Source organism: Caballeronia sp. LZ003 (assembly GCF_031451465.1).
Taxonomy (GTDB): Bacteria; Pseudomonadota; Gammaproteobacteria; order Burkholderiales; family Burkholderiaceae; genus Caballeronia.
Map to the genome: position 1 here is coordinate 1 of NZ_JARUXJ010000234.1, position 13,647 is coordinate 13,647.

12 protein-coding genes and 1 pseudogene are annotated in these 13,647 nt (G+C 65.4%); 1 reads left to right on the forward strand and 12 read right to left on the reverse strand.

Features of this window, described 5'->3' with window-relative positions:
- The 7 genes and pseudogenes from QCE79_RS35830 to QCE79_RS35860 all read right to left on the reverse strand — a co-directional run.
- A pseudogene (locus QCE79_RS35830) lies at positions 1-99 on the reverse strand (electron transfer flavoprotein subunit beta/FixA family protein); the annotation flags it as partial.
- Positions 100-145: 46 nt separating this feature from the next.
- Entirely contained in the window at positions 146-754 is a 609-nt protein-coding gene (locus QCE79_RS35835) for a HutD family protein (protein ID WP_309852972.1), read from the reverse strand.
- A complete protein-coding gene (locus QCE79_RS35840; RefSeq protein WP_309852975.1) occupies positions 735-1,922 on the reverse strand; it encodes an FAD-binding oxidoreductase in 1,188 nt (395 codons plus the stop codon). The genes QCE79_RS35835 and QCE79_RS35840 overlap by 20 nt, the downstream gene beginning before the upstream one ends.
- A 112-nt stretch (positions 1,923-2,034) precedes the next feature.
- On the reverse strand, positions 2,035-2,820 hold the full coding sequence (locus QCE79_RS35845; RefSeq protein ID WP_250495306.1) for an ABC transporter ATP-binding protein: 786 nt from the start codon (positions 2,818-2,820) through the stop codon (positions 2,035-2,037).
- Positions 2,808-3,581 carry an ABC transporter permease gene (locus QCE79_RS35850; RefSeq protein WP_309852982.1) on the reverse strand — a complete coding sequence of 258 codons (774 nt, stop codon included), beginning with the start codon at positions 3,579-3,581 and terminating at the stop codon, positions 2,808-2,810. The genes QCE79_RS35845 and QCE79_RS35850 overlap by 13 nt, the downstream gene beginning before the upstream one ends.
- A 9-nt stretch (positions 3,582-3,590) precedes the next feature.
- Complete coding sequence (locus tag QCE79_RS35855; protein ID WP_250469924.1) at positions 3,591-4,601, reverse strand: ABC transporter substrate-binding protein; 1,011 nt, start codon at positions 4,599-4,601, stop codon at positions 3,591-3,593.
- A 134-nt stretch (positions 4,602-4,735) separates the two neighbouring features.
- Positions 4,736-5,737 carry a LysR family transcriptional regulator gene (locus tag QCE79_RS35860; protein ID WP_250469923.1) on the reverse strand — a complete coding sequence of 334 codons (1,002 nt, stop codon included), beginning with the start codon at positions 5,735-5,737 and terminating at the stop codon, positions 4,736-4,738.
- A 139-nt stretch (positions 5,738-5,876) separates the two neighbouring features.
- On the opposite strand from QCE79_RS35860, the gene QCE79_RS35865 reads away from it, so the two are divergent.
- On the forward strand, positions 5,877-6,893 hold the full coding sequence (locus QCE79_RS35865; RefSeq protein WP_309852988.1) for a GlxA family transcriptional regulator: 1,017 nt from the start codon (positions 5,877-5,879) through the stop codon (positions 6,891-6,893).
- A 30-nt stretch (positions 6,894-6,923) separates the two neighbouring features.
- Here QCE79_RS35865 and QCE79_RS35870 read toward each other — a convergent pair whose 3' ends face one another.
- The 5 genes from QCE79_RS35870 to QCE79_RS35890 are packed head-to-tail and all read right to left on the reverse strand — an operon-like array spanning position 6,924 to position 13,573.
- Positions 6,924-8,126, reverse strand: a complete 1,203-nt coding sequence (locus QCE79_RS35870; RefSeq protein WP_309852991.1) for an FAD-binding oxidoreductase — start codon at positions 8,124-8,126, stop codon at positions 6,924-6,926.
- A gap of 53 nt (positions 8,127-8,179) precedes the next feature.
- Entirely contained in the window at positions 8,180-9,826 is a 1,647-nt protein-coding gene (locus QCE79_RS35875; RefSeq protein WP_309852994.1) for an NAD(P)/FAD-dependent oxidoreductase, read from the reverse strand.
- Between the two features lie 31 nt (positions 9,827-9,857).
- Complete coding sequence (locus QCE79_RS35880) at positions 9,858-11,222, reverse strand: MmgE/PrpD family protein (RefSeq protein WP_309852997.1); 1,365 nt, start codon at positions 11,220-11,222, stop codon at positions 9,858-9,860.
- A 1-nt stretch (position 11,223) separates the two neighbouring features.
- Positions 11,224-12,327, reverse strand: coding sequence for a hybrid-cluster NAD(P)-dependent oxidoreductase (locus QCE79_RS35885; protein WP_309853002.1), 1,104 nt, complete (start codon positions 12,325-12,327; stop codon positions 11,224-11,226).
- Positions 12,320-13,573, reverse strand: a complete 1,254-nt coding sequence (locus tag QCE79_RS35890; protein ID WP_309853005.1) for an aromatic ring-hydroxylating dioxygenase subunit alpha — start codon at positions 13,571-13,573, stop codon at positions 12,320-12,322. Before QCE79_RS35890 ends, QCE79_RS35885 begins: the two co-directional genes overlap by 8 nt.
- Between the last annotated feature and the right edge of the window lie 74 nt (positions 13,574-13,647).

Sequence of the window (13,647 nt, forward strand, 5' to 3'; positions counted from 1 at the left end):
CATCTTCACGTTGGCGATATCGACACCCGTGTTGTCCGACTTCACCCGGACCTTCACGTTGTAGTCGACCACGCGCTTGACTGGCACCAGAATTTTCATGGGTGCATATCTCCTTGCTTGAATGATTCGAAAAGAGCCGCGCGGATCAGCGCCGACTGTCGGGCTCGACGAGGACGAGCGCAATCGATACATCGCTTCCCGACGACCGAGGCGCGAGATGAAGCGCAGGCGCGCCCGGCATGCGCGTCAACACGTGACCTTTCGCCAGCATGATCTCGTCGTCGCTGTCGGCAGCGTGGACGAGGCAGCGGCCATTCATCGTCAGCACGAGCGCGACACATTCGAGGGGCACGAACGCGGCGTCGCGCAATGGCTCGATGCGTGCTCGATAGCGCCCGCGCAACGCCATGACATTGAGCGCGACAACAGGGCCGTCGTGCAACGTGGCTTGCCACGCAACGCCGCCGTCGTATTCCATGGCGATACCGCGCCGCAAGTGACATTGCACGGCGTCGTCTTGCAGCGTGACGCCCGCACCGGTCATGACGAGCGATTGCCGCGTCATGCCGGGAAAGCGCGAATACGGACCGTCGCGTTCCACGTCGGCCAGGCTGATGCGCCAGCCGCCCTCCGCATCTTCCGCGAGCGCGCGCGTGGTGCCGCCGCCGTTGCGCCATGCCTGCGGCGCAAAAGACGCGAGCGGTGCAATGGCGACGCCCTCGGGCGCGCGCGCTTCAGGAGACGGCGCCGACACCGTACTTTCCAGTGAGCAGCGCGCCGGTCTCGAAGCGTTCGATCGAGTAAGGCGCGAGCGAGACATCGGTTTGCAGGCCGAGTGCGGCTTGCGCAAGCACCTTGCCGACCGTCGGCGAGAGCTTGAAGCCGTGCCCCGAAAAGCCGTAGCCGACGACGAGCCCTTCGATGCCGGGCAGCGCGCCGAGCACCGGGTTCCAGTCGGGCGTGACGTCGTACACGCCCGTCCACGACGACGCAATGCCCGCCGCTCCGTATGCGGGAAACCGTTCGGCGATCTGAGCGCCGACCTCGACGACATAGTCCATCGAGATGTCGCCCTGTTCGGTATCGGCCGTGGCGAGTTTTTCTCCGGCGGTGCCTTCGCTGACGAGCATCTGATTGCCGCCATAGCAGCGGTAATAGAGCATGCCGGGCGAGGCCAGATCCTTGAACACCGGCATGGTGTAGGTGTAGGCCGCGCCCTCGCATTCGAGCGCAAGCACCGCATGACGCTCCGGCGAGACGGGCAGTGTGCGGCCGGTCCATCCGGCGAGTTCCAGGGTCCAGATGTTCTGCGTGCTCACGACCATTGCCGCTGAAAAATCTCCGATGCTCGTCGACACGCCGCTCACCTTGCCGTGCTCGATCAGCAAGCGGTTCACGGTGACGTTCTCGCGGATCGTCACGCCGCCGCGCCGCGCCGCGCGAGCGAAACTGGTCGCCGTGAGATACGCATCCGCGAAGCCCGCCTCGGGTTCATAGCCGATCAACGCGGCGTCGTCGAACTGCGCGATGGGCATGAGCTCGTGAGCCTGGCGAGCATCGAGCAATTCGAGCGGAATGCCTTGCTGCTTCTGCTGTTCGAGCGATGCGCGCAGCGGTTCGACCTTGTCGCCATCGGCCGCGACGATCATGTAGCCGCACTTCACGAGTCCGCACGAGGCTTCATCGTCGCCGACGTAGCCTGCGAAATCGTTGAACACGGCCCACGACTTACGCGCGAGTTCGACGTTTTCCTTGACCGAATAATGCGTGCGCAAGATGCCCGACGATTGCGACGTCGTGCCCGCGCCGATGGTCGCGCGATCGAGCACGAGCACGCTTTTGGCGCCAAGCTTTTGCAGATGAAACGCAACGGAACTGCCGATCACGCCCGCGCCGATCACCACTACATCGTACGTATTCACTGTCGCGCTTCCTTTCTCATGCTGATGATGTTGCAGTGTGCCGGGTTGCCGCCATCGCGAGCACTTCATAAGCAAAAGCGATGGATAGCAGCAGTACCGGCGCGTTCGAACGTCAGCCAGCGCCTTCCAGGCCTCGCATGACTTCGGCCTGCACCGTTTCCCAGATCGACTTCTTCATCTCCAGATACGCAGGCGATAGCTGCACTTCGGCGGTACGCGGCAAGGGCAGGTCGTTGCGGATGTCCTGCACGATGCGCCCCGGTTTCGCGCCCATCACGATCATGCGCGTGGAGAGCAGCAGCGCTTCGTCGATCGAATGCGTGATGAAGACGATCGTCTTGCCGCTCTTCTCGTAGATCGACAGAAGCTGTTCCTGCAGCACTTGCCGCGTCATGGCGTCGAGCGCGGCGAAGGGTTCGTCGAGCAGCATCACGTCCGGGTCGTTGGCGAGTACGCGCGCAATCGACACGCGCTGTTTCATGCCGCCCGAAAGCGCGCCGGGATAGCTGTCCTCGAAGCCTTTCAGCCCCACGGCTTCGATATAGCGACGCGCGGCATCACGCCTTTCAGCCCGGCCGACACCGCGCATCTTCAACCCGAACGCGACGTTCTCGCTGACCGTTTTCCACGGAAACAGCGCGTATTGCTGAAAGACCATGCCGCACGCCGGCTCGACATCCTTCACTTCGCGGCCATTGACGAGCACGCGGCCCTGCGTCGGCGGCTCGAAGCCGGAGATCATGTTGAGCATCGTCGATTTGCCGCAACCCGACGCGCCAAGCAGCACGAGAAACTCGCCCTTCGCGACTTCGAGATCGACTTCCTTGAGCACTTGCAACGCGCCGAAGGACTTCGCCACGCCTTCGAGGCGAATCATGGGGGCATCTATCGTTGCCATGCGAGCACTCCGCGTTCGATGAGCCTGAACAAGCCATCCGTAATGAGCACCGTGATGCTGATGAGCACCATGCCGAGCACGACCGTATCGGTCTGGAAGAATTCGCGGCCGTTCATGATCATGAAGCCGAGCCCTTGCTGCGCGGCGACGAGTTCGGCGGAAATCACGCAGGTCCACGAGAGGCCGAGAATCACTTTCATGCCCGACAGGATCTGCGGCATGCAGCCCGGCAGGATGACTTCGCGCATGACCTGCCAGCGGTTCGCGCCGAGATTGCGCGCCGCGCGCACGAAGATCGGGTCGATGTTGCGCGTGGCGTCGATCACATAGAGAAGGGCAGGCGCGAACGATCCCATGAAGACGATGCTGTACTTCTGCGTCTCGGTGATGCCGAACCACAGCAGCGACAGCGGTATCCAACTCATCGACGGCAGCGGGCGCAGGAAGGACAGCAGCGGGTCGAACACGGCGCGCGCCACGCGCGAGGTGCCGAGCGCAATGCCGAGCGGTATCGACACGACCGCCGCGGCGAGAAAGCCCACCATGACCCGGCGTATGGAGGCCAGCACGTTATCGAGCAACGTATGCTGATTCCACATGCGGATGCCGCGGCTCAGCACTTGCGACGGCGCGGGCAGAAACACCGCATCGACCAAACCCGCGCGGCACACGAGTTCCCAGAGCAGCAGAAAGCCGATCAGCGAGCAGGCGCTGACGACGAGAAGCCCGCCGCGCTTCGTCCATTTGTTGTCGGATGCCATGCCGCGCGCTCAGAGATACGACGCGTTGATCCAGTCCGCCACTTTCGGCGACTGGTCGATCTGCTTGAGATCGACGAGCATGTCGCTCAGTTTCTGCACGCCGTCGACGAACGGTCCCGGCTTTCCGCCGCTGCCGACGAAAAGCGTCTTTTGCTGCGCGTGGGAATACCACTGCGTCTGCTTGAGCACCGCCATCTGCTCGTCCTGCGTGAGATTCGTGAGCGTCATCAGAATGGGCGCGACCTTCTCCGGCTCGTGCGTCATCATGTCGTTGGCTTGCGCGACACCTTGCAGAAAGGCTTTCGGCACATCAGGATGGGCGCTGGCGAATGCGGTACGCACCAGCAGCACGTCCGGGCCGGGCGTCAACTGATATTGCTTGTAGAGCGAGAAGGAGGAATCGTCGAGCAGCAGTTTGGTATCGGGCAGCGCCTTGATGCGGTCGAACGTCGGTGTCCATGCGGCGGCGGCATCGATCTGATTACCGCGATACGCCGCCAGCAGTTCCGTCGCCGGCAAGTTGATGATGCTCACGTCCTTCGCCGGGTCCAAGTTCGCCTGGCGCAGCACGTCGAGCAGCAGGACATGCGAGCTCGACGCATACGTGACGCCGATCTTCTTGCCCTTGAGATCGGCGAGCGACTTCACATTGCCACGCACGAGAAGGCCTTCCGATTTGCCGAAGTTGTTCGGCGTCGAGATGAGCTGAAACTGCTTCGCGCCGCTTGCCATCAGCGCGAGCGCCGAGACGACGCCGGTCCCCGCAATGTCGATGTTCCCCGCCATCACCGCGCCCATGCGCGCCGACGAAGTGGAGAACGATTGCCAGCGGCAGTCGATGCCGAGCTTCGTGAAGATGTCCGTCTTCATCGCGACATAGGCCGCGTAGTGCCCGAGCCATGCCGAGCCGCCGTAGTTGACGACGGTCGCGGCGCGCGCGAATGACGCAAGGCCCGAGGTGGCCGCGGCTACGCCGACGAGTGAAGCCTGCTTCAGAAAACTACGGCGGTTTGTGGTCATCGTCCTGCCCTGTCTCTTAGGTTGAACTGCGTGTATCCGCTGTCAGCTACGGATGGTAGAGGCGAACGCATCCCTGCCATTAAGCCGCGCGGCCGAATCAGAAACTCTTATGTTTTGAAGCAGTTCCGCTAATTTCACGCGGCGCTTTGCGCGGCGAACGCGGCGGTGTAGGCATCGAAAAGGTGGGGCGGCGCGCCGGGCAAAGCCGCAAGCAAGCCGGGTGCAATTACGTCGCGCGTCACGGCCACCGACTCGCGCGCGACGGCCTCTGCCATCGACGACCATTCGGCCTGACGCGTGAGAATGTAGAAATGACGATGCCCGATGCGCGTCGTGGCCAGCGGCACGACCGCGATATCCGCCAGATGCGCGCGCGATTGCCAGAGACACAGCGGCGACGTGATGGCGCAGCCGAATCCCGAGCCGACCAGACTCAGAAGCGGGTCGGTATCGTCAAATTCATAGCGGTTCGGGGCGTTGAAATTCATGTGCCTGATGAGCCGCTCCACTTGCTGCCCGATGAGCGAGCGGCCCGTATAACGCAAGAGCGGCAACTCGCGCAGCACCTCATGAAAGGACTCGGGCGCGCGCTTGCCGCTGAAGCGCCTCGGCGCGACCGCAATGAAAGTCTCGGAGAAAAGCGGCCGTAGTTCGACGCGTCGTGGATCGAGCGTGGCTTCCGTGCAAATGGCGAGATCGAGTTCGCGATTGGTAAGCTGTTCGCTAAGGGTCGGCGTGAGGCCGGACCACATCGACAAGGTTTTCATGCGCCCGGAAAGACGTTGCACGAGATGCGGCCCGACGCTTCCGGCGAAGGAATCCACGCAACCAATGCGCAGACTCGGCACGCCTTCGCTCGTCGCCGTACGCACGTCGTGCGAGACCGCCTGCGCGTGTTCGAGCAGCGCGCCCGCGCGATCGAAGAGAATGCGGCCCGCCGCGTTGGGCCGCACCGGACGGAACTCGCGATCGAAGAGCGCCACGCCTTGTTCGCGCTCGAGCGCCGCGATGAGTTGGCTCACGGCGCTTTGCGTGACGCCGAGTACGCGCGCCGCTTCCGTCATGGAGCGGGTTTCGCAGACCGCGACGAACGCCTGCAACGCGCGCAGATCGACCCCGACGAACGAATTTCGCATGCTTTCTCCTCGGCCGATTCCGCCGCAGATGCAGCGCGTGTCGCCGCTCAGATCCCATACCGTTGCGGCGCTTCTGGCCATACGCTTGTTTTAGCGACCATAATAGCGCTCACATGCTGGCCCCAAGCCGCCTTCGCGAATGCGGAGGTTCGAATCGTCCATTGCGAATCGCGCGTTGCTCAAATCCGCTTCTTCGTCCGCCGCCGTGCCTCGCCAGTTCGTGTTCTTGCTGGCCGATGGCTTGTCCATGATGAGCCTCTCGTCCGCCATCGAGCCGTTGCGCTCGGCCAACCGCCTTGCTGGCGAAACATTGTATGCGTGGACGCTCGCCAGCCTCGACGGCGAGCCGGCGCCTGCATCGAACGGCATCGCGCTTGCCGCGCGCAAGTTCGACGACGTGCTGGCCGGCGCGGACTATGTGTTCGTCTGCGGCGGCCTGCGGCTCGCACCCGCGCTCGAACCGGCCTTCGTCGCCGCGTTGCGACGCGCGGCGCGCACCGGTGCGGTCATCGGATCGCTTTCCACGGGCACTTATCTGCTCGCGCTGGCAGGTCTGCTCGATGGCTATCAATGCACCATCCACTGGGAAAATCTGCCGGCTTTCACGGAGGCTTTTCCCGACCTGCTGTGCAGCAGCAAGCTGTATGAAATCGATCGTGACCGCATGACGTGCTCGGGCGGTATCGCTTCGATGGACCTGATGCTGCATCTCATCAAGATGCAGCACGGCAGCGATCTCGCGGTGCGCGTGGCGAACCAGTTCCATCACGAGCGCATGCGCGACACCGCCGACAGCCAGCGCGGCTGGCGCGACCAGAATCACGCGAGTCTGCCGCGCGGCATCCGCCGGGCGATCGAGATGATGCGCGCGCATGTCGAGACGCCGTTGCAGATCAACGATATCGGCTCGGCTATCGGCATGACGTCGCGGCAGATGGAACGCCTGTTTGTGCGGCATCTGAACGCGACGCCCGCACGCTACTACGTGCAGTTGCGGCTGGAGCGCGCGCACGAAATGCTCACGTATTCGAGCGTGCCGGTCGCGGATGTCGCGGTGGCGACGGGATTCGCGTCGCCTTCGCATCTGGCGCGCTGGGTCCGGCGCGCCTACGGCATCAGTCCGACGGAGTTGAGGGCGGCGCAGACGCAGTCGTGAGCAGGCGGGCGTAAGGGCGACGCAATGCGCTCAGGCCGCTTCCAGCACCGGCGCCGATGCGCGCAGCGGCAACGGCAGCCAGCCCTGAAGCTCGCGCCAGTCCGGTTCGAGATGAGCGAAGCGCGCCAATCTCAGCGACGACAAATCCGCAAAACCGCAGCGCCCGTCCATCACGAGGTCGCGGATGGCGTGACCGCTTGCGGGCGAAAGGCCGAAGCCGACGCTCGATAGCGTGGCGACCGTCACATTGCCTCGTTCATCCGGACGATCGATCACGGGCCGTCCATCCGGCGTGTTCTCGATATATCCCGCCCAACTGCGGATGACTTTCGCGTGCGCCGCCTTGGGCAGCAACGCAGCCAGGCGCGCCGCGATACTGCACTGAAGCGGAGTCGATTGCGGCCGCACCTTCGGCACATCGTCGAGGCCGATCCATTCGTGCGGACCGCCGCCGTAAGCGAGATTGCCGCGCAGCGTCTGCCGTCCATAGAGGCCATTGCCGTCCACGCCGCCGATGGCCATTGGCGGCAACGGCTCGGTGACGATCATCTCGGCGCGTGCGGCGGCGAGCGGCACATCGATATCCAGTTGCGCCGCGAGCACGCCGGTATGCGGCCCGGCCGCGATCACGAGATGATCGCAGGCAATCTCGCCGTGAGCCGTTTTCACCGCGCTCACGCGTCCGCCTTGCCGGACGAATCCTGTCACCGGCGTGTGCTGGAGAATGCGCCCGCCGTGATCCTCCAGCGCCCACGCATAAGCCTGCAACGTGCGATGCGGATTCGCATGTCCGCCGAAGTGATAGAAGTAGCCGGCATGGACGTTGTCGCCGGCGAGCGGCACCAGTTCGCGCACCTGTTTCGCATCGAGCACGTCCGAGCGCAGGCCGTGATGTTCGCCGTTTTCGAGCGCGCGCCGGTACAACACGAACTGCTGTTCATCGAGCGCAATGCGCAGACGCTCGGCGCGGAACTCGGTCGGATAGCCGAGCAGGTCGTCCATCATCGGCCAGAGACGCTGTTCTTCGAGAAAGAGCGGGCTGTGATGATGCGAGCAACCGCCGCCGTTGCGGCCCGACGCGCCCCAGCCGATCATTCCCGCTTCGAGCATCAGCACGTCGACACCCTCGCGCGCGAGCCACCATCCCGCCGACAAACCCGTTACGCCGCCGCCGACGATAACCACCGAAGCGCCCTTCGGCGTGCCGCTGTCCTGTTGCGTGTCTGCTTTCATGCTTGTGTGTCCGGAAGATTCGATTCGAGTGCGACGGCCGGTCGATGCTTCGTTCATTCGCTCGCCACCGGTTCGCCCTGACGGCGCGTGGCCGCGCGATACAGCGGATCGACACGCCAGAACGGCACCCATTGCGACGCCATGCCGAACCAGCTGTCCCAATGCGCGCCGGTCGCCTGCGCTTCGGCCACCTCGGCTAGCTGCCGCAGCGCGAGCGGCCGGACGGGCGCGCGGAATGTGGCGAGCGGAATCTGCGGCAGCGCGCAGCCGGAGCCTATCGCGAGCAGCGCGGCGACTTGCTCGCGGCATCGGCGGCCCTGGCACGGGCCCATGCATGCGCGCGTGAGACGCTTCACCGCGTCGGGACTGGGCGGCCCGCTTTGCGCGAGACCCGCGACGCCGCGTGTGTCGTGAAGCGCGTCGGCGGGCTGCCAGCCGAGGTAGCGCGGCGGACGCACATCGAGGATTTCGCGCGCCGTCACTTCCTCGCACTGGCAGACGAACGGCTCGCCCGCCGCGCCGATGACGCTTGCCCGCACCCATTCGACACGCGATAGCGCGATGTCTTGCGCGGGTGCATCGGGTTGGCGCGCGGGCGGCGCGTCGGCGAGAGGAGCGCTTTCATCCAACGACGATAAAGCCGCGCGCGCCGCAAGGCGGCCTTCTTCACGCGCGATCGTTTCGTCGCGGCTCTTCGCCGGCCAGACGCCCGCGCAGTCGCCTGCCGCGTAGGCGAACGGCAACGAGGTGCGCTGTATCGCATCGACACGGGCGATATGACCGCCGCGCGCGGCATCGAACGCAGTCGCGCAGCCTGCCGCTTCGAGCAGCTCGATTGCAGGCAACGCGGCGATGCCGAGCAGCACGGTATCGCAATCGAATGTCGTCAGGGCGGTCGTGTCGGGCGTGGCTGCGTCGACGGAAGTCACGCCATAAGCATCGCCATGTGCATGGCGCACGACATGACGCGTGAGAATGTGCGCGCCGCTCGCTTCGAGTTGCGCCGCGAGCGCCGCATCGCCGACGATTTCGCCAGCCTGTTCGATCACCGCGACGATCTGCACGCCGCGCGAGACGAGTTCGAGCGCGACGTTCAGCGCCTCCCTGTCGCTGCCCACGAGCACCGCGCGCCGCGCGTCGAGCGCGCCGTAGAGAACCGCGAGCCGCCACGCGGCGCTTGCACCCATCACGCCCGGGCGTTGCCAGCCGTCGAAGGCGAGTCCCATGTCGCGCCGCCCCGACGCAACGATCACCTGACTGAATTGCAGCAGCCAGGTATGTTCGGCGTCCGCGAGACCGGCCACGTGCGTGCCGATCCAAGCGTTCGCCGGCCCGTGCGGGAAGAGTCCCCACACTGCCGTGCCCAGCTTCACGTCGATACCCGCTTCGAGCGCGTCGCCCAGTTCGGGACGGGCGTCGAGCATGGCTTCGAGCATCGCGTTGGCGTTGCCTGCCTCCGCGCCCATGCGGCTGCCGAAGTGCAGCGGCACGTCTTCGCCCATGGTTTCGAGCGGCACGGGGTTTTCGTCGACGAGCGTGACGCGTATACCGCGACCGGCCGCTTCGAGTGCCGCCGCGATGCCGGCCGGCCCCGCTCCGACGATCAGCAGATCGGTCGATTCGCCGATGGGCGGCGCCTTGCCCGCCACGGACGCGGGATCGTGGAACGGCGTTGAGAATGCGTCGGGATTTACTGGCATGGCTCGTTGTTTCGTTGGCTGATCGGAGTGTTCATGTTTGCGACGCACTGGGCGGCGTGCCCAGCACGAGTTCGCACAGGCGCCCGGCGCGGGCGTGCGGTTCGGCGAGCGCATCCACCGCGTCTTCGAGTTCGCGCGCGAACCGTGCGCCGAAGCGCGCGCCGCAGAGTTCACGAAATTTGTCGCGCTCGGCGTCGGGTGTCATCGGGCGCGCGAGGTCGCCGCTTGCCTGCATCGGACCGGAATCGAGGCGGCGGCCGTCGCGCAGTTCGACCGTCACGCGCGCCCAGCGCTCGGCGGGAAACGCGGCGCTGAACGCGGCGTGCTCCTTTGCGACGAGGCGCGGCAGCAACGCGCACGCGGCGGGATCGGCAAGGCCCGAATCGCCGATGGTGCCGGCATCGACACGGCCATGCGCCAGCGCCGCCGCGACGGGAAACAGCACGCCATACTGCGCTTCCTCGGTGGTGCGTGGCAGCGCGGACCAGAGACGCGTCGCCTCGTGGAAGGTTTCGATCTCCACGCGCTCGATGTTGGCCGCATCGAAGCCGTCGAGCGCACGCACTGCAAGCGCGGCGGCGATTGCCGGATGCGCCCAGCGGCACACTGGATACGGCTTCACATACTGTTCGAGGATCAGCCAGCGATCGCCGAGGTCGGACCAGCAGGCGGGCGCATCGCGTTCGACGGTGGTCGCGGGCGCGCCGGTGTAGCCGCGCGAGGCGAGCAGGGCGGCGCTGATGCCCGCCAGCGCGCCCCAACCCGAGCCGTCCTTCAGCATGGTCGGATGATCGATGCAGCGCATCATGTCCGAACGCGGCCCGTGATATTCGGCGATGCCGAGCGCGTGGCGCGTCGCCGGTATGTCGAAGCCAAGCGCGCGGCTCGCGATAGCGGCGGCCGCCAACGCATTCCACGCGCCCGAGGTGTGATATTCGCGGCTCGTCGCATGCAGCGCGATGCCGGCACGCGTGCCGATTTCATAACCGAGCACCGTCTGCACGATGAACTCGCGTCCGCTCATGCCGGGCGCGCGCTCGGTCATGGCGAGCAGGGCCGGCAAGACGGTGACGCCCGCGTGGCCCTTGGTGAGCGCGTGGCCGTCATGGCCGTCGAGACTGTCGATGGTCGTTGCGCCCGCGAACGCCGCGCCCGGAGCACTGACGATGCGCCCGTCGAACAGCATGCGCGCGGGGGTGCGTCCGGCCGCGAAGCAATCGAGCGCATGCTCGCGCGCGATTGTCGAAAGCCGTGTGGACGTGCCCGCCGCCGCGACGCCGAGCAGGTCCAGAATGCGGCGCTGTGCGTCGCGCACGACGGCAGCGGGAAGCATGTCGAAGCCAAGCGTGTGCGTGAAGCGGCTGGCGTCGTGATGAAGCGTCGGTGCCGTTTGCATGTCAGAAGGCGATTTCGACATCGGTCAAGGGACGGCTCGAACACGCGAGAATCCAGCCTTGCGCTTCTTCGGCCGCGGAAATTCCGCCTGCATGTTTCATCGCGACTTCGCCCGAAAGGTGGCGCACTTTGCACGTGCCGCACAGGCCGCTCGCGCAACCGCACGGAATCACCACTTGCTGACGCGTGGCCGCGACGAGCAGCGTTTCGCCCGCGCGTACATCGAAGCGCCGGCCGTTCAGCCACGCGTTGAAAATGGCATCGCGCTGTTCGTCGGACGAAGGTGCGCCGGTCGTCGCGGCTTCGCTTTCCATCGGCTCGATCACGGGACCGAAATGCTCTATATGAAACGCCGCGCGGCGGGCGCCTTCGGCAGCATGAATCTGCCGCACGCTCTGCATGAAACCGGCTGGACCGCAGCAATAGACCGTGCGGCGTCCGAAGTCCGGCGCCATTGCCCAAAGCGCGCCGCGCGACATGCGCCCGCGCAGACCGAACCAGCCGGGTGCGGGCGCGCTCAGCCACACGTGTACTGTCAGGTTGGGCATACGCGCCTGAAGCGTCGCGAGTTCATCGGCAAAAAGAATGTCGTCCACGCCGCGCGCGCAATGAAGCCAGGCGATGTCGGCGTGCGGCGAGCGGCGCGCCAGCGTGCGCAGCATGGACATCAGCGGCGATGCGCCCGAGCCCGCCGACACTAGCCCGAGAGGCGTATCGGCCGATGCATCGAGTGTGAAGCGTCCGAGCGGATAGCGCGTGTCGATGCGCATGCCCGGCGCGAAGCGCTCATGCAGCCAGCGGGTGACGACGCCGCCGGACTGCGCCTTGATCGTCAGTTCGAGCGCGTCCGCTTCGAGCGGCGTCGAGGCGATAGAAAACGTGCGATCGAAGCGCCGCCCCTCGATATCGAGCGTCAGCAGCATGGCCTGGCCCGGCGCGTAGCGGCGCGCGCCGTCGGGGTGCGGATCGCGCAGGCGAAAGGTCTTGACGCCCGGCGCTTCGTCACGCACGCCGATGCACTCGAGCGTGCGCGATGCGGGCGTGTCGCAGGCGAAGGCGAGGGTGCCGTCGAACGCCGTATCGGAAGATGTCGGCACATCAGCCATTCGACACCTTCAGCGCGATTGAGCGCTGCCCGTGTGCGCCGTCCAGATGTGACGCGAGCTTCCTTGCATACCAGTTCGTGAAGTTGCGCAGCATGAACTCGGACGGCGCATACGGGCCCGGCGCATAGCCGAGTGAGCCCACGCCCAGCTGATTGTTCGCCGCGAGCCGCGCGTCCTGCACGTTGGTCGCGTTCCATACGGACGTGAGCGTATCGACGTCGTAATCGACGCCTTCGACGGCATCCTCGTGTACGAGCCACGTCGTGCGCAACACCGTGCGCGTGGCCGACAGCGGCAGAATACGGAAGTGGATGATGTGGTCGGCGAGAAAATGATTCCAGTTGTTCGGCACGCGAAACATGCGCACCGAGCCGAGATCCGGATCGGTGAGGTCGCCGAGCAGCTTGCCGCACGCGGGCGATCCGTCCGGCGTGAAGGACACCGCGCCGCGATGAAACGGCAGCCGGATGCAGCGGAATTCGTCGCCGCCATCGGCGGGCAAATGCGGCAAGCCGTGACGGTCCCACTTCGCAGCCTGGGCTTCCATCAACAGACGGAAGTCGCGCGAGCCTGCGGGATCGTCGGGCAACGCGAATTCGACGAGCGTCGCGAGCAACTCCGGATGATTGGCCGCGCAGTGATAGCACTCACGATTGTTCTCGATGACGAGCTTCCAGTTGGCTTCCTCGATCATCGTCACGCTGGCCGCGACCTTGGTGCGCCACGGCTGATGCGGCGCAAGGTAGGGCGTGACCGCGTCGCGAAAGCGCGTGATGTCGGGCGGCGTCGCGGCGAGGCAGATATAGACCATGCCGCACACGATCTCGACATGCACGGCGCGCAGACCGTAGCCCTCGCGCTCGAAGCCCGCCGGCATCTGCCGCGCATGCAGGAGCGCGCCGTCGAGGTCGTACACCCACTGGTGATACGGACAAGTAAGCCGATGCGCATGCCCTTTCTCTTCGAGACAGATGCGCGAGCCGCGATGCCGGCAGGTGTTGAAGAACGCGCGGATTTCGCCGTCCATGTCGCGCAGCACGAGCACCGATGTCGCGCCGATCTCCAGCGTCAGATAATTGCCCGGTTCGCGCAGTTCGCAGCTGTTGCAGGCGAACAGCCACTCGTCGTTGAAAACGGCGTCGAGGTCGAGCCGATGAAAGGCTTCATCGGTATAAAAAGGCTGCGGCAGCGAGAAGTTGTCCTGGCGCTCGGCCAGGGCGGCGCGCACGCGCGTCGGGTCGATCATCGTCACACTCCCATGCGAACGATCAGTTGAATCGATTGTCGGTCGCGGATATGACCGGTGCGGGCAGACACACG